Source organism: Thermatribacter velox, from assembly GCF_038396615.1.
GTDB classification, from domain to species: Bacteria; Atribacterota; Atribacteria; order Atribacterales; family Thermatribacteraceae; genus Thermatribacter; species Thermatribacter velox.
In genome coordinates, this window is the sequence record NZ_CP121689.1 from 22,297 (window position 1) to 40,619 (window position 18,323).

Consider the following 18,323-nt stretch of genomic DNA (forward strand, 5'->3'; position numbering starts at 1 on the left):
TGCTACAATACTTACCATGGGAGGTGAGATTGTGGTATTCAAGCGTTTATGGTTTTGGGGGTTAATTCTGCTTGTGGTTTTGAGTTTTTCTGCGGTTTGGGCTGTGGAGGAGGTTCAGCCTCCCTATAGCTTTGATGTTACTGCTGAAGGCTACGCTCAAGTAATGTTTGACCAGGGTTATAACCTCTATCAGGAAGGGCGCAAGGAAGAAGCGATTCAGTTTTTCATTGAGGCAGTTTCCACCAAACCCAATTTTATCAAGGCCTGGAAGTGGCTGGCCCGCACCTACCAGGAGGAGGGAATGTATGACGAGGCCATCTGGGCCTGGGGCAAAGTGCTCGAACTTGCACCTGACGACAACCATGCAGCCTACTTCAGGGAAAAGTGCGAAAATTACAAAAAGTACGGAAAAGCAGCCTGGGACAGCTTTGAAGAGGGAATAGTGGCCTACCAGAGCGGTGATTATTTCTCTGCCATACCGCTTTTTGAAGAAGCGATTCGCAATAATCCAGAATTTGACAAGGCCTATTACTTCCTGGGTGCAGCCTTAATCAAGGTAGAGGACTATCATCGTGCGGTGTGGGCTTTTGAAAAATACCTTACCTTCCATCCCGATGATGAGAAAGCTCAGTACTTTCTAAAAGTGGCTCAGAAAGGAGCGGCTAATCTTCAATAATGGCTACTGCCCGCACTGGTGAGCCAGTAAGTCCCTGGAGTTTCAGGGGAAAAGCATAAAACCAGAAGCGTTTGCCAGCGACTGCTCCCAGGTTGGTAAGAGATTCGTAAATCAGTATATTCTTTTCAAGCAGCAGGCGGTGGGTTAGGTAAGGCTCAAAGTCAATGGATGGAGCGTCAGTGCCCACCGCTTTTATTTTGTGCTGGGCAAAAAATGCAGCCAGGTCTTCGCCAATTCCAACGGCTTTTCGAAAGTAATCTTCACCCGGGTAATATTTCTCTGCTTCAGTTTTAAAGAGCACGATTTCCACATCCTGGAGGCACTTTTCTATATCTGGCATCTTTTGAAAGAAGGATTCTAAATTGATGGTGCTTCCAGGTGGGAAGGTGCTTAAGTCTAAAGCTGTAGCCTTTCCAAAGAAACACTCAGGCGGGATTTCGTCGATGGTTTTGCCCTGGGGAAGGAAATGGGCTGGTGCATCAACGTGGGTGGCAGTGTGTTCCACCATGAAGAGAGCAAAGGTGGCGTAGCCGTGATTTTCGATACGCGTCCAGGGGAAAATCACTGGTTGGGGCTGTCCAGGAAAAACCCAGCTTTCTTTAGAGATGGGCTTTGTGAGGTCAACCACTTTTTTCATGTTGCATCTCCTCCCGTGTAGGCAAGCAAAAGGTAAAAACCAGCCAGCCTTCTCCAGGGTGAAAAGCACTCCATGAAGCGTTCGCTTTCTGCGGGCGAGGGCACTTTACCGTTAAAATAAAATTGACCCAGAGCTTTGCGCACTCCAAGGTCAGAGCAGGCAAAAACGTCTGGCGGACCCAGCCAGCGGGTGACTATGAACCGAGCGCTCCAGTTCCCAATACCTGGGAAGGTGGCAAGAAAAGCGATTAGCGACTGGGGGTCTTCTTTCTCGAGAGAGTGAGTATCCAGTTTCCCCTGTTGCAGCATCTGTGCAGCTTGAAGAATGGACCGGGCTTTGGCCCGGGACATACCTATCTGGCAAAGGTCGTCTACGCTGCAGGAGGCAATGTCTTCTGGATGGGGAAAGGCAGGGAGCTCTTTTTTGGCAAAGAATGCTTTTCTGGAGCTCCATTTTTGTATCAGGCGTTCCCGCAGCGTTGCAGCAGCTTTCATGGAAACTTGCTGTTCCAGGATGGTAGTGACCAGAGCTTCAAAGAAACTGCGTGTTCGGGGCATTCTGGTTCCTGCAAACTGCTCGGTCAGGCTTCTCATTACCGGGTCTTTTGCAAATTTCTGGTAAAAGGGTTTTACTGGTTCATTGCTTCCCAAAAGACGGGCGACCAGCTGGCGAACACCCTCTTCACGTAAAGGTCCCTGCCAGCTTACTCTAAGAAGTGGACTGTCAACGGTTCCCTCCTCCCGAATCAGGATTACTCCAGGTTCGGGATGGGCGTCAATTACCACCAGGATTTCTTCCTCATCCCAGGAAAAGGAGCTGTCTTGAAACCTGGAGTAAGCCCTGCGCCAGTGTTTGGTGGTGAAAGGTGGAAGAGGCCTGATGGTCAACTCCACTAAGAATAGGCTTCAATGAATCTTTTTATAGAACGGTCGTAGGTTCTTTCCACATCTTCTGGGAAAAAGCATCCGGGGAGTTCCCCATGTGCCCGATGGTACATGACGCATTCGCAGCATTTGCCTTTGCGAGAGCAAGTTGGATAAGAACAGGTGCATTTAGCAAGATTGGCCTTAAGGTTACAATCTGGCATATTCTTCACTCTCCTTTTCCGCTTCCGGGATTATTTGAGGCGCATTTTTTATCTTCTTTTCAAAAAGGAGATAAGTTTTGAAGATTTCAAGATACATCTTGATACGGTGGTATAAGCCCAGGAAGGGTCCATACTTTTCCTCTTTGTGGTAGTGACTGATGCCCCAAAGGGGTATCATCTCAATATTGCCCTCAAACTGGCGTGCGTATCTGGTTATAAACACCTCTACTCCAAAGCGGCACCAGGAAAAGTCGGGTAAATTGCGTATCCATTCCCCCCTTACTGCTCGCTGGCCGTTCAGGATGGGAAAGAGCTTTTGGGCAAGGTCGCTGGACTCTCTACCCCCTTTGAAAACACCGATGGTCATGTCCAGAAAAGGGTGGATAGCTAAAGGCGAGGCCAGCGAATACAGGTGTTCCTCTCGAAGGTTAATTAAGTCGGCATCTATGAAAAGGTAAATATCCGCATCAGGAATTTTTCTGATGGCATTTACCAGGGCTTTTGCTTTGCCCGAGTTTTTTGGGTGGCGTAAGAGCACCACCGGATACGCGGAAGCGACTCTCCAGGTTTCATCACGGGAACCATCATCGACTACCACAACCTGGTCGATGAAAGAAACCTTGCAAAGAGTGTCCAGTACCCTTGAAATCCGTGGCGCTTCGTTGTATGCTGGAACTATGGCAACAACTTTTTTGTTCTGGAGCATTGTCTCTCTCTGGTTTTTTGAATTTCCGGGCCAATATTATACCAGATGATGGAAAGGAAACAAAAACCTTGTCAGCTAATGCCGAAAATTTTGCCAGAAAAGCCTATTATTTAGCCTTAACGGTAGCGGCACTGTATCTGGTTTACCTTTTGCGAAATGTTTTGGTTCCCTTTGCCCTGGGGGGTATTCTTGCTTATGCTCTTACTCCTTTTGCCAAGTCTTTGAACCGGCGGGGTCTTTCCTGGAAAATTTCTGTAGCCTTAATTTTTCTTTTCCTGCTCGCTTTTTTTGTGCTGCTGTTTTTTTTGATTGTTCCGGAAACCATATCCCAGATTCGTGCTCTAACTGCGAATCTCCCCGAATACACAGGTAAAATCATTGATATAGCTCGGGTGATTGATGAGCGCTACCCAGGTCTGAATCTCTCTGCAACCCTGGAAGAGTTTCTGCATAACCTCACCGCTAACCTCCAGTCCTATCTGACTGGTTTACTCAAAAACATCTTTGACCTGGTTTCCTTTCTGATGAATGTTATTTTCATAGGTTTTGTGCTCACTCCTTTTATTCTTTATTACTTCATGGTCGATGCGGTGAAAATCCGGCGTGCTTTGCTGAATCTTTTTCCTGCCGAGAAACGTAAAGAATACGTTTTTCTGCTCCGCAAAATTGATGCTGTGGTGGGTGGGTTCATTAGGGGAAGGCTTTTGACCTGCCTTTTTGTGGGTATATGCGTGAGTGTAGGTCTCTTTTTGATGGGTATCGAGTTTGCCCTGGTGATTGGTGTAATAGCCGGTATTGCTGACATCATCCCCTATCTGGGTCCGGTCATCGGTGCGATTCCCGCCCTTGCTTTTGCGGCTCCCAAGTCCATATTTCTGGTTTTGGGAGTGGTGGCGCTTTTTGTGGGGGTCAACCTGGTGGAAGGCGTGGTCATTTTGCCCAAGTTTCTGGGTAAAGAAACTGGCTTGCACCCCATAACCGTTCTGTTTGCCCTGATTGTGGGGGGCAAGCTCTATGGTGCTTTGGGGGTTATCGTGGCCATACCGGTAGCTGGAGTTCTGAAGGAACTATTTATCCACTACCGTCGCAAAGGTTTTTCTCTCACTGAGTAAGGCTCGTTAACTTTTTAATTTCTGCATCCAGTGCAGTGAGGGTTTCCCCGGCTTTACCGTGTAGAACAATATCTGCACGGTAATCGTAGGGAGTGCTTTCCAGGTTAATGATGATGAGCTTTCGGGCGTAACGAGGTAGCAGGTTGGCTGGTGATACGGTCAGGCTGGAGCCAATCACAATCATGGGAAACCTGTGGGCCAGAACCTGCGCTTTTTCAAAATCGGGAGGAAGCAGGTCTCCAAAAAGCACCACATCAGGCCTGATTTGACCCCCACAGGAGCATCGAGGAGGTATTTCTCTTTTTTGGACTTTACTTTGTATTTCCTGCATGGGATACTTGTTTCCGCAGTGCATGCAGTGAGCACTGCGCAAGTGGCCGTGTATTTCAAGCACCTTTTGAGAACCAGCTTTCTGGTGTAAGCTATCGATGTTCTGGGTGATTACTGCTTCAACCAGGCCTCTTTTTTCCCATTCAGCAAGCACCTCGTGAGCGGGATTGGGTCGGGCATTTTCAAAGCGCATGAGAATGCGCAGCCCAGTACCATAGAAGACCTCCGGACGCTTAACAAGCGCATCGGTAGAGAGCACCCACATGGGGTCATACTGTTCCCAGAGACCGGTGTTTTTGCTTCGGAAATCGGGAATTCCGCTCTCGGTGGAGATTCCCGCTCCGGTAAGCACCACCCAAGGTTTTTGGCTTGCGATAAGTTCGGAGGCTTTCTTCAACAGGTCCTTCAAGAAGCTTCACCTACTTGCAAGGTGTTTGGCGATAAAAGACCGACTTTCTTCAGACAGATTTTTGCTGAGCACCAGTAGAGAATGGCTCTCGGTGCTCCAGGGGTTTCCAGCGAGGTCAAAAATGAGCGCTCCCGCTTCCTGGGCAATGCAGATTCCAGCAGCGATATCGTAGAAAGAAAGGTCAGCCTGGAAATAGCCCTCCATTCGCCCACAAGCCACATACGCCACCCCCAGAGCAGCACTTCCCAGGGAACGGATGGCCTGGCATCTGGGAAGTAGTGATGCGTACAGAGATTCGATTCTTTTCCAGGCATCTTCGGAGTGGGGTAAGCCAGTTCCGAAAATGGCCCGGTTGAGGTTTTCAACGCTGGATACGGTTGTCGGTTCTCCGTTCAGAAAGGCTCCTTTTCCCCGGCAGGCGTAAAAAGATTCCTTGAAATGGGGAGCAAAGATAACTCCAATCACTGGTGATCCGTGTTCAAAGTAGGCAATGGATACCGAGAAAAAAGGGATACCATGCATAAAGTTTGCCGTTCCATCTATGGGATCGATGACCCAGGTTGAGGAAAAGTCCTTTAAAGGATGGTCGCTTTCTTCTCCCCATACTGTATCTTCTGGGAAGCGGCTTTTCAACTCCTGAGTAATCAGGGCTTGAACTTCCCGGTCCACGTTGGTGACCAGGTCGGTGTCCCGCTTTTTTTCGTCCACGCTGGTTATGCGTTTCTGGTTGTGCAAGGCGTATTCACCAGCACGCTGTGCAATTTCAAGCGCTACTTGCAGGCGTTCTTCAAGCATAGCCTTTCTCCTTCCTAATCGCCGAGATAAGTACCCATGGACCTTGCTACATCGAGCAAGGGATGGTCTAAAGGAACGGTTTTGAGGGAAGCAATGGCTTCTTTAATGGGCATGGGTTGGATTTCCTGCCCAATCAAGGCCGGAAAATAGCCAAATTTTCCCTGAACAGCCAGCTTCACTGCTTCAGCTCCAAAACGGGTGGCCAGGATGCGGTCAAAGGCAGTAGGTGAACCGCCTCTTTGCAAATGCCCCAAAATAACCACCCGGGTTTCTATGCCAGTGCGAGCTTCAATCTCCTGCCCCACCAGATAGCTGATGCCTCCCAGGCGTATCTGGTCGTGGCTTTCGACAACCTTTTTCTGAATTACGTAGTCTCCTCCCTTAGGCCTTGCTCCTTCAGCTACCACAACGATACTGAACCTTTTGCCAGCAGCAATTCTTTTTTGGAGGAAACGGCATACCCCTTCCATGTCGAAGGGAATTTCCGGGATGAGAATAACATCCCCGCCTCCGGCAATTCCGCTTTCCAGCGCTATCCAGCCTGCATATCTCCCCATCACTTCAATGACCATTGCCCGGTGATGAGATTGAGCAGTGGTGTGAATACGGTCAATGGCTTCGGTGGCCACACTCACCGCTGAATCAAAGCCAAAGGTTAAATCAGTGCCGTTTAAGTCGTTATCGATGGTTTTGGGAACGCCGATTACATTCAACCCTTTTTCAAAAAAACGCTGGGCAATGTGAAAGGTTCCGTCGCCTCCTATGCAGATGAGGGCATCAATGCCTGTTTCTTGATAGGTTTCAATGACCTGCTCAGAGCGGTCTTCAAAGTGCAATTCCTTGTTTTCCCATACTGGATAGCGAAAAGGGTTGGCTTTGTTGGAAGTGCCCAGGATGGTGCCTCCCAGGGGCATAATTCCTGATACATCGTTGTATTCCAGCTTTCTCCATCTTTTCTCCACCATGCCCTGGAATCCGTCCAGAAAGCCTATAACTTCAAGGTTATGGTCAAGTATGGCTTTTTTAACCACAGCGTGGATGACTGCGTTAATGCCCGGGCAATCCCCACCAGCGCTCAAAATTCCTATCTTTTTGATTTGCAAATTGTGTACCTCCTCTTTTGAGGTGTAGCAAGTGGATGCTGCCGTCTATTTTACAATATTTTGGATATCTGGCAAAATATTAAAAACTGCTGGCGAAAGATTCAGAGTGAAAAGAGTGTGAATACCATGCTTTTGCAGACGTTTTGCCACATACCGGGGATAGGCGAGAAAAAGGAGCGCAAAATATGGGAACTGGGCATTCTTTCTTGGCAGGATGCCCTGCAGGATCCCTCTTTTTTTCAGTTATTACCTCCTCCTCTTTCCCACCGGGCGTATGCCTATCTTTTGCGCTCCTTTGAAAAATACGAGAAAGAAGAAGTAGCTTTTTTTGACCACTTGCTGGGCAATTTTAACCGCTGGAGAATTTTCCCCCAGTTCAGGCACCTTACCGCGTTTCTGGATATTGAAACCACTGGAATGGGTCCTGATGCCTATATCACAGTGGCAACCCTTTACGACGGGAAAAAAGTGAAAACTTACGTTTTTGGTATTAACCTTGAGGAACTGGTTCAGGACCTGCGCCATTACAAAATTTTGATTACCTTCAACGGGAAATCCTTTGATATCCCCTTTATAGAACGTTTTTTTGGCATCGAACTTTGCCAGGTACATATTGACCTGCGCTTTGTGTTAAAGAGTTTGGGGTTGCGGGGAGGCCTTAAAATTTGTGAACGCGCAATAGGCATAGACCGAGGTCCCCTGCGGGGAATAGGTGGTTTTGAGGCGGTTTTGCTCTGGCAAAAATACCTTGATGGGTGTCCTGAAGCCCTGGAAACCCTGCTTGCCTACAATGTTGCTGACACCGTTAACCTGGAGAAGCTGATGATTTTTGCTTATAACCAGAAAGTGAACTTGCATGCTCTTCCCTTTCCGCTGCTTTCTGAAAAACCGCAGCGACTCACTATACCGTATCGGGTGTACCCTGAGGTGGTAAGGGAGGTAACCTATGAGAAGTTGCGACTCTACCGGTAGTTCTGCTTCTTTACCCGCCAATGAAGTGGAGAAAATCTGTCGGGGAGAACACGAGAACCTTTTTGCGGTACTGGGCATGCACCGCCTGGATGGTGGGAATGGCGTTGTGGTGCGCACTTTTCTGCCTTATGCCCGAAAGGTGTGGATAGTGTTAGAAGAAGGGAAGAAAAGCTGGCCTCTTTGCAGGGTGCATGCTGAGGGTTTGTTTGAAGCCTCCCTACCTTTGCCGGAGCCAGTTGATTACCTTTTCCGGGTGGAAACTGATTGGGGAGAATATCTGACCGCTGATGCTTATTCCTTTGAGCCTTCGCTTTCTGACCTGGACGTTTATCTTTTTAAGGAAGGCACGCATTATCAGACTTTTCATTTTCTGGGAGCGCATTTTGAAGAGCGCAGGGATGTTGAGGGAGTTTGCTTTCGGGTCTGGGCGCCCAATGCCCGCAGAGTGAGTGTGGTTGGCGATTTCAACCGCTGGGATGGGCGAATCCATCAGATGCAGAACGTTAAGTTTTCTGGAATATGGGAGATATTCATTCCTGGGGTACGGGAGGGTGAAAAGTACAAGTTTGAAATTCGCGCTCAGGAGGGATATTTCCTGCTCAAAGCTGACCCTTTTGCGTTTTCAAGCGAGCTGCGTCCCAAAACCGCTTCGATGATTTATCGCAGTGAGGGAAAGTTTTCTTTTTCTGACCAGGAGTGGATGGAGCGTAGAAAAGCGGAAAATCTCCTTGAGCGACCAGTGAGCATATACGAAGTTCACCTTGGTTCCTGGAAAAGAGGAAAAGACGGTGCTTTCCTTAATTACCGCGAGCTGGCTCATCTTTTGGTGAACTATGTGAAAAAGATGGGTTACACACATATAGAGCTTTTGCCCGTTGCTGAGCACCCTTTTGATGGTTCCTGGGGTTATCATGTGACCGGCTATTTTGCTCCCACCAGCCGCTATGGGAGACCGGAGGATTTTAAGTATTTTGTTGATTACTGTCACCGCCATGAGGTGGGCGTGATTCTTGACTGGGTAGTGGCCCATTTTCCAAAAGACGCACACGGGTTAGCTCGCTTTGATGGAACACCCCTTTTTGAATACCCTGACCCTCGCAAGGCAGAGCACCCTCACTGGGGAAGTCTGGTTTTCAACTATGCCCGGGAGGAGGTGCGGAGCTTCCTTATTTCCAACGCCGTCTTCTGGTTTCAGGAGTATCACATCGATGCCCTGCGGGTTGATGCGGTGGCTTCCATGCTTTATCTCGATTATGGCCGTGGGCCTGGAGAATGGGTTCCCAATGTCTTTGGGGGCAAGGAGAACCTGGAAGCCATCGATTTTCTGCGTACCTTTCATCGGGTGGTTTATCAGTGGTTTCCAGGAATTTTCACTGCTGCCGAAGAATCCACGGCCTGGCCCGGGGTGACTCTTCCTCCGGAAGCGGGGGGGCTGGGTTTTCTTTTTAAATGGAACATGGGATGGATGAACGATTTTTTGACCTACATGAGCAAGGACCCCATCTACAGGAAGTATCATCACCAGAACTTGACCTTCCCCATCATGTACGCTTTCTCGGAGAACTTTATCTTGCCTCTTTCTCACGATGAGGTGGTGCACGGTAAAGGAAGTCTTATCAACAAGATGCCCGGGGATACCTGGCAGAAGTTTGCCAATCTGCGCTTAGCCATGGTAGCCATGTTTGGTTATCCGGGGAAGAAGTTGCTTTTCATGGGTAATGACTTTGCGCAGTGGCGGGAGTGGAACCATGATGGAGAACTGGACTGGTTTCTTCTTAAGGACAGAAATCACCGTGCTTTTCACCGCATGGTTCGGGATTTGCAAATGCTTTATCGCCGGGAAAAGGCACTCTGGGAGAACGAGACTTCACCTCAAAGTTTCCGCTGGATCGATTGCAGCGATGTGGAGCAATCGGTCGTTTCTTTTTTGAGGTTTGGAAAGGATGAGCGGGAGTGCCTGGTGTTCGTTTGCAATTTTACGCCCGTTCCTCGCTTTCACTACCGCATTGGAGTGCCCTTCCCAGTGTTTTACCGGGAACTTTTAAACAGTGATTCCGAAATCTACGGAGGCAGCAACCTGGGTAACTGGGGAGGTGTGGAGGCAACGAGGGAACCCAGCCACGGGTTCCCCTATTCAATCGAGCTGACTTTGCCGCCGCTTGCCGGACTGATTCTCAAACCCGACTTTCAAAGTGGGCGGTAAGCTGTAGCATAATGAGCCGCTATGCGACACGCTTCGTACATGCTTTGCGGATTCGCTTTGCCTGACCAGGCTATGTCATAAGCAGTGCCATGGTCCGGTGAGGTCCTTATAAACGGCAACCCTAAGGTAACACTCACCGTTTTAAAAAAGTTGATGCATTTGGTGGCAATATGCCCCTGGTCGTGGTACAGGGAGAGAACTGCATCGTGAGAACCCTGCCAGGCAAAAAAGAAGATGGAATCTGCGGGAAATGGTCCTTCAGCGTTTATACCCGCTTTTTGGGCTTCCTCTATAGCGGGAGCAATGATTTCTTGCTCTTCTGTGCCTAAAAGACCCCCTTCTCCAGCGTGAGGGTTGAGAGCGGCTACGGCAATGCAAGGATTGGTTATGCCCAACCTTCGCAGATAAGCATCCATCTTTTTTAAGAATGATAACAAACCCTCTCTGGTTATTTTCTGGATGGCTTCAATGAGTGGCAGATGGCGAGTGAAAAAGAAAACTCGCAAGTTTTCAATCTGAAACATGGTAAACACATCCCGGGAGGCAGTTAGTTCCTTGAGGATTTCGGTGTGACCGATAAAAGGAATTGCGGCTGCATGCAGTGCTTCTTTATTGAGAGGGGCGGTTACCAGAGCCTGAGCTTGGCCATCTTTGATGAGTTCTACAGCTTTTCGGAGGTACTCAAAGGAAGCTTTGCCTCCTTCTTTGGAGACCTTGCCCCAGTGGGAGAAGCTTTCGGGGAGAACCTGAGGGCTGACCAGAAGAGGAAGGTCGCTTTTTGCGTTATGAAAATCGGAAGATGGTGTGACTTCCTGCCAGGAAATGGATACACCACAGCACTTTTGTGCTTTCTCAAGCAACCAGCGGTCACCAACCACAACAGGTTGGGCGTCGATATCCCAGTTGGCAAGAGTCTTGACCACTATCTCGGGTCCCACACCAGCTGGGTCACCAACGGTGATAATGATTCGTAACCGGCTCATGAGGCTCTTCTCCTTGCAAAACGAACCAGCCTTTTAACTCCTTCTTCCACTTCCTGGTGGGTGCGGCAAATGGAGATGCGCACAAAACCCTCTCCATTTTCTCCGAAAGTCTCGCCTGGTGCCAGAGCCACCTTTTCTTCAGCGAGTAGCTGTTTGCAGAACTCAAGAGAGGGCATTCCATACTCCCGTACATCCACCCATACGTAATACCCTCCTTGAGGTCGGAAAAACTTCATTTCTCCCTCTTCGAGCAGTTGGCAGGCAATTTCCACGTTGGAAGCATAATAATCCCTCATCTTTTTTACTTCTTCTTCCGGCAGGTCCAGGGCAATTTCTGCCGCTTTCTGGGAGATGTGAGAGCTGCAAGCTATGAGGTACTCAGCGACTTTGGAGAGAGCAGGAACCAGCTTCACCGGGGCTACCATGCAGCCTATGCGCCATCCAGAAAGTGCATAGGTTTTGGAGAAGGAAAAGAGGCTAATCAGTCGCTCAGGGTTTACAAAGCGGTGCATTCCAGTATAGTTTCCCTGGTAAACAAATTTTTCGTATGCTTCGTCAGCAATGACTATTAAATCCAGCTCTTCAGCCAGTCTGGCTATCTCGGAAGCAGTGGATTCATCGAAAGTAACACCGATGGGGTTGGAAGGCGAGTTGACCAGAATCATCCTGGTTCGACTGCTGACCATTTTTCGAATGGAAGCGAGGTCGGGAAGGAAACTGTTCTCAGGCAGAAGCGCGTAGCGCTTGAGGGTTGCCCCGCACAGAATGGCCTGGGCAAAGTGGTTGGTAAAGCCGGGGTCAGGGAGAAGTGCTTCCTCACCGTGGTCAAGAAGAGCGCGGAAAGCAACCACGGTTCCAAAAAGCGAGCCAGGCAGGACGATTACCTGCTCTTCTGAGATAGGCCAGTTTTTCTCCCGAGAAAATTTCTCAGCGATTTTCCTGCGCAGCGAGGCAATACCCGCGGTGGGCGTGTATTTTATTTCTCCCTTCCAGTAGAAATCGGCAAGTTTTTCAAGTATTGAAGGGGGAGTGGGGAAATGCGGTTCCCCAATTTCCAGGTGAATGGCATCTTTAATCTGCAGAGCAAGGCCCATTAGCTCTCGGATTCCAGAGCGTGGAAGGTTTTCTATCAGTTCTGGTATCTTCAACTTTCTGCCTCCTGACTTTTAAAGATTGTGTTTTCTTTTTCATGCCTTAAAACGGTTTATCAGGAACTTTCTCCCAGTCTTCAAGGAAACGCTTGATGCCCAAGTCGGTGAGAGGGTGTTTGACCAGTTTGGAGATGACTGCATAGGGAATGGTAGCAATGTGTGCTCCCATCTTGGCAGCTTCCACAACGTGCATGGGGTTTCGAATGGAAGCCACGATTACTTCGGTGGTGAATCCGTAATTTTTGAAAATTTGAACGATGTCAGCCACAAGCTGCAAGCCGTTGCTGGATAGGTCATCAAGTCTTCCCACGAAGGGGCTTACATAGCGAGCTCCAGCTTTGGCGGCCATCAAAGCCTGAATAGGCTGAAAAATCAAGGTGGTATTTACCTTTATGCCTTCCTGGGAGAGGACTTTTATGGCTTTCAAGCCTTCTTCAGTAATGGGAATTTTCACCACGATGTTTGGTGCCCAACTGGCAAGCTCCCGGGCTTCGCGAATCATACCCTGAGCATCCAGGCTTACCACTTCTGCAGAAACTGGTCCGGGGACCAGGCTGCAAATTTCGGTAATTACTTCTTTAAAGCCTCTGCCAGTTTGGGAAACCAGGGTGGGATTAGTGGTTACTCCGTCCAGGATACCCAGCTCCAGTGCTTTTTTGATTTCCTCCACGCGGGCAGTATCGATAAAAAACTTCATCAGCTCTAACCCCCTTTCCCGGAATATATCTACCCTGTTTGAGTATTATATCCTCGCCAGGCAAAAGGTGAAAGTTGCTCAGTCCACCTCCCGGTTGTATTGCGTGTGGCGTGTGCTTTGCAAACAGCGGCAGGAACTGTGCAAATTGGCACAAATTCCTCCCATTACCGAAAACATACCCCAGAAAAGAGGTTTTTTAAGGATATCAACCGGGTGTGGTTGACTTACCGGAAGCAGGACCAGACCCCAGGCAATAAGATAACAGCCCAGAATTAGGCAGGAATGCCCAAAAATGGCCAGCCAGCGCAACCCGTTTCCCTCCTTTACCGGTAACTCATTAAGAAACGCAAGCATTCGTCCCACTGGGTACTGCGCGCAAAGGCAAGGCTTTCGTACTTGGAGAGATACTGTTTATAGGGAAAATAAATGCTGAGCCCGTAAGCATTGGAAACGCCTGACCCTGAAGTTCGGGAATAGAGGACTGTGTCCTGGACCAGATTATATACCTGGGAAGCAGCACTTTTTACGATGCTGTTTCCAATGCGGGGGTCTCCTGAAAGCAACAGGGCAAGATGAGCAAGGTCCACATAGTCGTAGTCATCAAAATACTGGGCGGAATCGCCAAGAGCAAGGTATATGAAAGGTGGGGTTAGTGAATCGCTGAGTATAGCTGAGGCAAGTTCATCCACTGCTTGAGCCAGAGCGCTTACCTTGGTAAGGTCTACCGCAGAGAGAGTGATACTCTGGACCCAGTAAGAACTGATGTAGGAGTCCACTATGGAGCGGGCAAGATTGGAAGCGCTCATTGAGGGATTACTGTTCAGAGCCTGCAGGAATACGGGGTAGTTCCATCCCTCAAGTGGTTCTGATTCCTGGGAGGCGACCAGAAGTTGCGCACCATCGCGCAATTCATAGGCTACCTCAACCAGAGCCATGAGGCAAGCGTCCATTCCCAAAAGGTCGATTTTCCCTCCTGTATAGATTTTGGCTTGGCGCAGGGCGCTGGCCAGCTCGGGTATGGTCAGGGCATCGCCGCCAGAGGTTTCATCAAAGGAGATGTCTTTACTGTTCCCTTTGAAGCCGTAGCCGTGGTTCCAGATAATGAGCGCATAGTGCTCGGCAGGGTAGTTTTCCGCACAGAAGCGCACAAAATCAACCAAGGTATTACCGTCACCCATATTGGCTTCTCCCAAGTTTTCAAGGAGTGTTGAGCCCCCCTGGTTCACGAGATAACGGGCAGTTCCTCCCCGAGCCTGGTCAAACTGAACAACCACTTTTACCCGGTTGCTGGAGCCGACGCTTTCCATAGAGGCAAGGTCTGCCCAGGCTGCCTGTTCAAGGTCGTTGTCGCCGTTTAAAAAAACCATTACTGTCCACTGGATGCTCTTTGAACCCCCCGAAGTGGGGATTATACCCACGTTGAGGCAGCCGCTTATGAGAAAAACTATACTTAGAACCACTACCAGAAATAGAAATCTTTTCTTCATGATATTTCGCATCCCTTCTTTTAAGACTTCACTTCAACCTCTACTCGTAAAAGGTCCACTTCCCCACCTGACGCATCAGTGCGGGAATAGGAATAGAAACGCTGTAAGCCCGGACGCATGGAAAAGTAGCGCGACAGATTGTCCACCGTGTTACCTGCAGAGTCGGTTACCACCACCATGATATCAACAATCTCTGGTTCACCAAGCTCTTCCAGTGGAACGGTTATTTGCACTGCGTTGTCAGTCACCGTTCCTCCGGTAAAGAACTGGTCCAATCCTCCCGGTTCGCGCTGATAAAAATTGCCGTTTTCCATGCGGAAGATAAAATAGTTTGCCCACTCATCGGGGTTACTGGACGGCCCGGTTAGAACGTTCTCATCGGTGTCAATGGCAAAATAGTATACGTAATCAAGCGGCGGAGAAGAAGCAAAAATTGCTGATATGGTGAGTTCGCCCCCCTCTTCCTCCCAGGAGGGTTGTTCTCCTCGAGCACATCCCATGATCCCCAGACTTATACCAAGCAGAAGAGCGAGCAATAACAACCAGGTTTTTTGAGACATTTTATTCGCCTCCCAGGCTGAATTTGTGTTCAGGGAAAGCTTTTATGGCGTATTCAATCCAGAAAGTGTCTTTTGATTGGTCGTAAAAAAGAGTAACTTCCCGGCAGTGGAGATCTCTGGTTAAGCCCACCCTAATGCTTTCTATTTTGTGGGAGCTGAAATCATAATTTCCCTGACAGTCCAGCGCCCATTCTTTACCCAGTGGCCAGCTGATTTCAAAGACCATGCCTTCCCATTCACTGTTTTCAAAGTCGTAATTTGCACGGAGCTCCACGGAATGGTTGGAGTCTTCAGTATAGCTTACGTTGATGATGCCGTCCAGAAATTGCTTTTCCAAAAAGTCGTAACCACTGCTGAAGCTCACTTCCCAGGGCTCTTTTGCAAAATGCAGGCTCAGGTCCAGAAAACTGGTTTTCCGGGTGGTGTAGTCAAAGCGAAAGGGAGTTGCTCCATCATATCCGCCGAAGCCGTAGCCCAAGCTCAAGGTGGTGTGTTCTCCAAAACTCTGCTTGAGGTTGGTTTCCACGTCGTAAGTGTAGCGAGCGAAGCCGTTACCATAAAAATCCTGAGTGAAAAGAATGACTGGCTCGAGAGTGGTATTTTCTCCCAGCTCACTTTTTCCAGTGGTTTTTAGGGAAAAACGAATCCGTTCTTCTTTCACACCAGTTGCTTGCTCGAAATAGCTTCCAATGGTAAGCGAGGGTTGGTAATAAAAGTCAGACTGACCGATTTGTTCCTTTTTTCGAGAAATACTAAGCTCAGGTTCTTTGAGCACCCGGTTTCCAAAGTCACCGGTGTAGAGGTCCTGATCCAGATCCAGAAAGCCAGTATAGGTCAGTTTGTAAGAGTACGGGTCCTGGGAGTGAGATAGGGCAAGCTCATAGTCCAGTTCCTGGTCGGTGAACTCCCCCCACTGGTGGTCCTGAGAGTAATCCAGCTTGAGGTTGGCATTGAGGTTTTTCTCAAGTTGGTAGGAAGTGTTGAGGACTGCTCTGAGTTGGTCCTCTTCAGAAGCCAGGTTCCAGTCGTAGTCAAGATTTAGCTTCATGGAGTAATCTTCTTTTTTCTGAGCGAAGGAAAAGGTTCCTGAAAAAGTATCCTGGTCGCTGCCTTGATAGTTGAGGTAATCAAGACCCAGGGTCAATGAGGCGTCGGAACTTGGCTCTCTGTAGTAATCCAGGCTCCCTTTAAGGTAATCTCTGGACCCTTCTGGCTTGTCGCGGTAATAAAGGTAGCCTTCCAGAGTCTCTTTGGGTTTTTCATGCTCTATAAAGTGGCGGACTCCCAAACCCCAGCCACTTTTTTCCCACCAGTCAAGGTACACGGTGCCGAAAGAGCCGTCGCTAACAAAGTAGTTGTAGAATAAATTCAGGTAGTAGCCACTGCTTGAGGAGTGCCCGAGCAAAGGTAGAAAAGGAAGTTGCTCTTTACGGTCCAGAAAAATGACATAGTAAGGAAGGGTGAACAGTTTTCTTCCAAAATCCCAGTATGAAAACCGAAAAAGTTCTACCTTTTTATCGGGATAAATGATTATTTTCTGAGCTTCAAAGTGGTAATGGGGTTCTTCAAGGTCGCAGCTTGTAAAAAAAGCGCCTTCGATTTTTGTTTCCTCAGGAGTTCGCTCTACTTCTTCGCCGCGGAAGTAAACAGTTCCTTCAATTCCTTCTCCCCGCAGGTCAGAGCGTACTCCATAGAGCATCCACTGGTCCTCTGCCCAGTTGTAAGCAATTTCCCGGGCGTGATAACCCTCGTCTTCGGTTCTCACCCGAACATGTCCCTGTGCAAAAAGCTTTTTATCTTTCAAGAGGATTTTGATGAAATCAGCTTCTATGGTGTATTCTCCATGCTGAATGGTACCTTTTTCCACCATGGCTTCCTCTTTTTCGGGATGGTAGATAAGCCGTTCTCCAGTTAGCTCTATGCGATCGGACTCTTCCTGGGAGAAAGATATGCTAACCATTCCCAGAAGGGAGAAAACAACAAATAGAGCCAGATAGCAAAGCTTCTTGAGGGTCATATTTTTTCCCCTGCTTACTCGATGACAAAAGTTGCTTTTATAACCCCTTCTGCATCCAGCACCTCTGAGTCGAGGTAATAAGTAGCTTTTTCTACCTGGATTTCGCGCTCTTTTTCGGTTATCAGAACATTTCCTTCAAGCACGATGCGCTCTTCTTGCTGAGTAGCTTCATCTTCAGGGTAATAAAAGACTTTGTCGGCTTTAAGGCTGATTTCTTTCCAGGTTATTTCTGCTCCGTTTTCGCTCCAGGCTTCTTCAGTTTCACCATTGAAAGAGAGTTGAGACGCTTTCCATATGATGTAGGTAGTTTCTTCATTACTTCTTTCTTTTTTGAGCAGCACTTCTCCACTGAATAGATAGATTTCTTCGTCAAAGTCTCCTTCCATTCGGGAAGCCTGGATAACGGTTTTTTCTCTGGTTACCACTACCTGACCGCTAAAGATTCCCGTGTTTTCCTGGAGGTTAAAGACCAGTTCCTGACAGGTAATCCGGTTTTGCCCTTCCACTGCCACCACATTGCCCTGGGCCAGAAAGGTCTCCTTTTGGGAATCATATTGAATTTTATCTGCTCGCTCCAGAAGAACCTCCCTTTTTTGTCCCGTTTCCTCCTGTGCAAAAGCTGTCGCACCCAAAAAGGCAAGACACAGCACCCAAATAATCCAAAAAGCCGTCAATTTGTAGCGTAATTTGAACACCTGAAACCTCTCCTTTGTCAAGCGTGTTTTTTATTATATCATTCTTGAAGGAGAGGGGGTTGAAACCGTGTCCGAAAGTAAAGCGAACTCCATTCTGGATACTCTGGAAACTGCTTTTCCCGATGCCCGGCTACTGCTCGACTTTCGAAATCCTTTTGAGCTTCTTGTGGCCACCGTTCTTGCTGCTCAGGCTCCTGATGAGCGGGTGAACCAAATTACTCCTCACCTCTTTCAGCGTTTTCCCGATGCTTTGTCCATGGCGGAAGCGCCTCTTGAGGCCATAGAAGAAGCGATAAAAACGGTGAGTTACTTTCGTCAAAAAGCGCGTTTCCTTAAAGAAATGTCAAAGGTTCTGGTGGAACGATTTGAGGGAAAGGTGCCTGCCTCCCTTGAAGAACTGGTAACTCTTCCCGGTGTAGGCAGAAAAACGGCGAACGTGGTGCTTGCCAATGCCTTCTCAATTCCAGCTCTCCCGGTGGATACCCATGTGGCCCGAGTAGCTCAACGACTGGGGCTTGCAAAAAGCAACGATGCTGAAAAAATTGAGATGGAACTCTGTGCTCAGATACCCCAGGAGCGCTGGATACGAGCCTCCCATCTTTTGGGGTTTCTTGGCCGCAGAGTATGCAAGGCCAGAAAACCCCTCTGTGAACAATGCCCGGTTACCAGATGGTGTGATTTTTTCGAGAAAAATCGCTGAAGT

General features: G+C 48.6%; 20 protein-coding genes. 5 read left to right on the forward strand and 15 right to left on the reverse strand.

The features are described from left to right. The first annotated feature begins 31 nt into the window (after window positions 1-31). Entirely contained in the window at window positions 32-676 is a 645-nt protein-coding gene (locus QBE54_RS00125; RefSeq protein ID WP_369018331.1) for a tetratricopeptide repeat protein, read from the forward strand. Here QBE54_RS00125 and QBE54_RS00130 read toward each other — a convergent pair. Genes QBE54_RS00130 through QBE54_RS00145 form a run of 4 tightly spaced genes read right to left on the reverse strand, consistent with a single transcriptional unit; the run spans window position 663 to window position 3,106 of the window. Next, a complete protein-coding gene (locus tag QBE54_RS00130) occupies window positions 663-1,313 on the reverse strand; it encodes a cyclase family protein (RefSeq protein WP_369018332.1) in 651 nt (216 codons plus the stop codon). The genes QBE54_RS00125 and QBE54_RS00130 overlap by 14 nt on opposite strands. After that, window positions 1,310-2,206 carry a DNA-3-methyladenine glycosylase gene (locus QBE54_RS00135; protein ID WP_369018333.1) on the reverse strand — a complete coding sequence of 299 codons (897 nt, stop codon included), beginning with the start codon at window positions 2,204-2,206 and terminating at the stop codon, window positions 1,310-1,312. The genes QBE54_RS00130 and QBE54_RS00135 overlap by 4 nt, the downstream gene beginning before the upstream one ends. Then, the gene (locus QBE54_RS00140; protein WP_369018334.1) at window positions 2,206-2,400 is read right to left on the reverse strand and encodes a DUF6485 family protein; all 195 of its coding nucleotides are present in this window, start codon (window positions 2,398-2,400) and stop codon (window positions 2,206-2,208) included. The genes QBE54_RS00135 and QBE54_RS00140 overlap by 1 nt, the downstream gene beginning before the upstream one ends. Continuing rightward, window positions 2,387-3,106, reverse strand: coding sequence for a glycosyltransferase family 2 protein (locus QBE54_RS00145; protein ID WP_369018335.1), 720 nt, complete (start codon window positions 3,104-3,106; stop codon window positions 2,387-2,389). The genes QBE54_RS00140 and QBE54_RS00145 overlap by 14 nt, the downstream gene beginning before the upstream one ends. On the opposite strand from QBE54_RS00145, the gene QBE54_RS00150 reads away from it, so the two are divergent. Beyond that, window positions 3,106-4,218 carry an AI-2E family transporter gene (locus QBE54_RS00150; protein ID WP_369018336.1) on the forward strand — a complete coding sequence of 371 codons (1,113 nt, stop codon included), beginning with the start codon at window positions 3,106-3,108 and terminating at the stop codon, window positions 4,216-4,218. The genes QBE54_RS00145 and QBE54_RS00150 overlap by 1 nt on opposite strands. Here QBE54_RS00150 and QBE54_RS00155 read toward each other — a convergent pair. Genes QBE54_RS00155 through QBE54_RS00165 form a run of 3 tightly spaced genes read right to left on the reverse strand, consistent with a single transcriptional unit; the run spans window position 4,208 to window position 6,855 of the window. Next, window positions 4,208-4,945 (reverse strand): NAD-dependent deacetylase, encoded by a 738-nt coding sequence (locus QBE54_RS00155; RefSeq protein WP_369018337.1) that lies wholly within the window; start codon window positions 4,943-4,945, stop codon window positions 4,208-4,210. The genes QBE54_RS00150 and QBE54_RS00155 overlap by 11 nt on opposite strands. An 18-nt stretch (window positions 4,946-4,963) precedes the next feature. Next, entirely contained in the window at window positions 4,964-5,752 is a 789-nt protein-coding gene (locus QBE54_RS00160) for an inositol monophosphatase (protein WP_369018338.1), read from the reverse strand. Window positions 5,753-5,766: 14 nt separating this feature from the next. Then, window positions 5,767-6,855 carry a 6-phosphofructokinase gene (locus QBE54_RS00165; protein WP_369018339.1) on the reverse strand — a complete coding sequence of 363 codons (1,089 nt, stop codon included), beginning with the start codon at window positions 6,853-6,855 and terminating at the stop codon, window positions 5,767-5,769. Window positions 6,856-6,981: 126 nt separating this feature from the next. Here QBE54_RS00165 and QBE54_RS00170 point away from each other — a divergent pair, with 126 nt between their 5' ends. Continuing rightward, on the forward strand, window positions 6,982-7,827 hold the full coding sequence (locus QBE54_RS00170) for a ribonuclease H-like domain-containing protein (protein ID WP_369018340.1): 846 nt from the start codon (window positions 6,982-6,984) through the stop codon (window positions 7,825-7,827). Beyond that, on the forward strand, window positions 7,802-10,030 hold the full coding sequence (glgB, locus tag QBE54_RS00175; RefSeq protein WP_369018341.1) for a 1,4-alpha-glucan branching protein GlgB: 2,229 nt from the start codon (window positions 7,802-7,804) through the stop codon (window positions 10,028-10,030). The genes QBE54_RS00170 and glgB overlap by 26 nt, the downstream gene beginning before the upstream one ends. Here glgB and pdxA read toward each other — a convergent pair. The 8 genes from pdxA to QBE54_RS00215 form a co-directional block, all read right to left on the reverse strand. Then, window positions 10,015-11,013 carry a 4-hydroxythreonine-4-phosphate dehydrogenase PdxA gene (pdxA, locus tag QBE54_RS00180; RefSeq protein ID WP_369018342.1) on the reverse strand — a complete coding sequence of 333 codons (999 nt, stop codon included), beginning with the start codon at window positions 11,011-11,013 and terminating at the stop codon, window positions 10,015-10,017. The genes glgB and pdxA overlap by 16 nt on opposite strands. Beyond that, window positions 11,010-12,161: a pyridoxal phosphate-dependent aminotransferase gene (locus tag QBE54_RS00185; protein WP_369018343.1), complete on the reverse strand. Its 1,152-nt coding sequence runs from the start codon at window positions 12,159-12,161 to the stop codon at window positions 11,010-11,012. Before QBE54_RS00185 ends, pdxA begins: the two co-directional genes overlap by 4 nt. 46 nt (window positions 12,162-12,207) lie before the next feature. Then, window positions 12,208-12,861, reverse strand: coding sequence for a fructose-6-phosphate aldolase (gene fsa, locus QBE54_RS00190; RefSeq protein WP_369018344.1), 654 nt, complete (start codon window positions 12,859-12,861; stop codon window positions 12,208-12,210). A gap of 78 nt (window positions 12,862-12,939) precedes the next feature. Then, window positions 12,940-13,170, reverse strand: a complete 231-nt coding sequence (locus QBE54_RS00195; protein ID WP_369018345.1) for a hypothetical protein — start codon at window positions 13,168-13,170, stop codon at window positions 12,940-12,942. A 14-nt stretch (window positions 13,171-13,184) separates the two neighbouring features. Further along, a complete protein-coding gene (locus QBE54_RS00200; protein WP_369018346.1) occupies window positions 13,185-14,348 on the reverse strand; it encodes a clostripain-related cysteine peptidase in 1,164 nt (387 codons plus the stop codon). Window positions 14,349-14,368: 20 nt separating this feature from the next. Beyond that, window positions 14,369-14,908 carry a hypothetical protein gene (locus QBE54_RS00205; protein ID WP_369018347.1) on the reverse strand — a complete coding sequence of 180 codons (540 nt, stop codon included), beginning with the start codon at window positions 14,906-14,908 and terminating at the stop codon, window positions 14,369-14,371. 1 nt (window position 14,909) lies between these two features. Next, window positions 14,910-16,925, reverse strand: a complete 2,016-nt coding sequence (locus QBE54_RS00210; RefSeq protein WP_369018348.1) for a hypothetical protein — start codon at window positions 16,923-16,925, stop codon at window positions 14,910-14,912. A 14-nt stretch (window positions 16,926-16,939) separates the two neighbouring features. Beyond that, window positions 16,940-17,620 carry an LptA/OstA family protein gene (locus QBE54_RS00215; RefSeq protein ID WP_369018349.1) on the reverse strand — a complete coding sequence of 227 codons (681 nt, stop codon included), beginning with the start codon at window positions 17,618-17,620 and terminating at the stop codon, window positions 16,940-16,942. A 67-nt stretch (window positions 17,621-17,687) separates the two neighbouring features. Between QBE54_RS00215 and nth the strand changes: the two genes are divergently transcribed. Next, window positions 17,688-18,320 (forward strand): endonuclease III, encoded by a 633-nt coding sequence (nth, locus tag QBE54_RS00220; protein ID WP_369018350.1) that lies wholly within the window; start codon window positions 17,688-17,690, stop codon window positions 18,318-18,320. The last annotated feature ends 3 nt before the right edge of the window (window positions 18,321-18,323 follow it).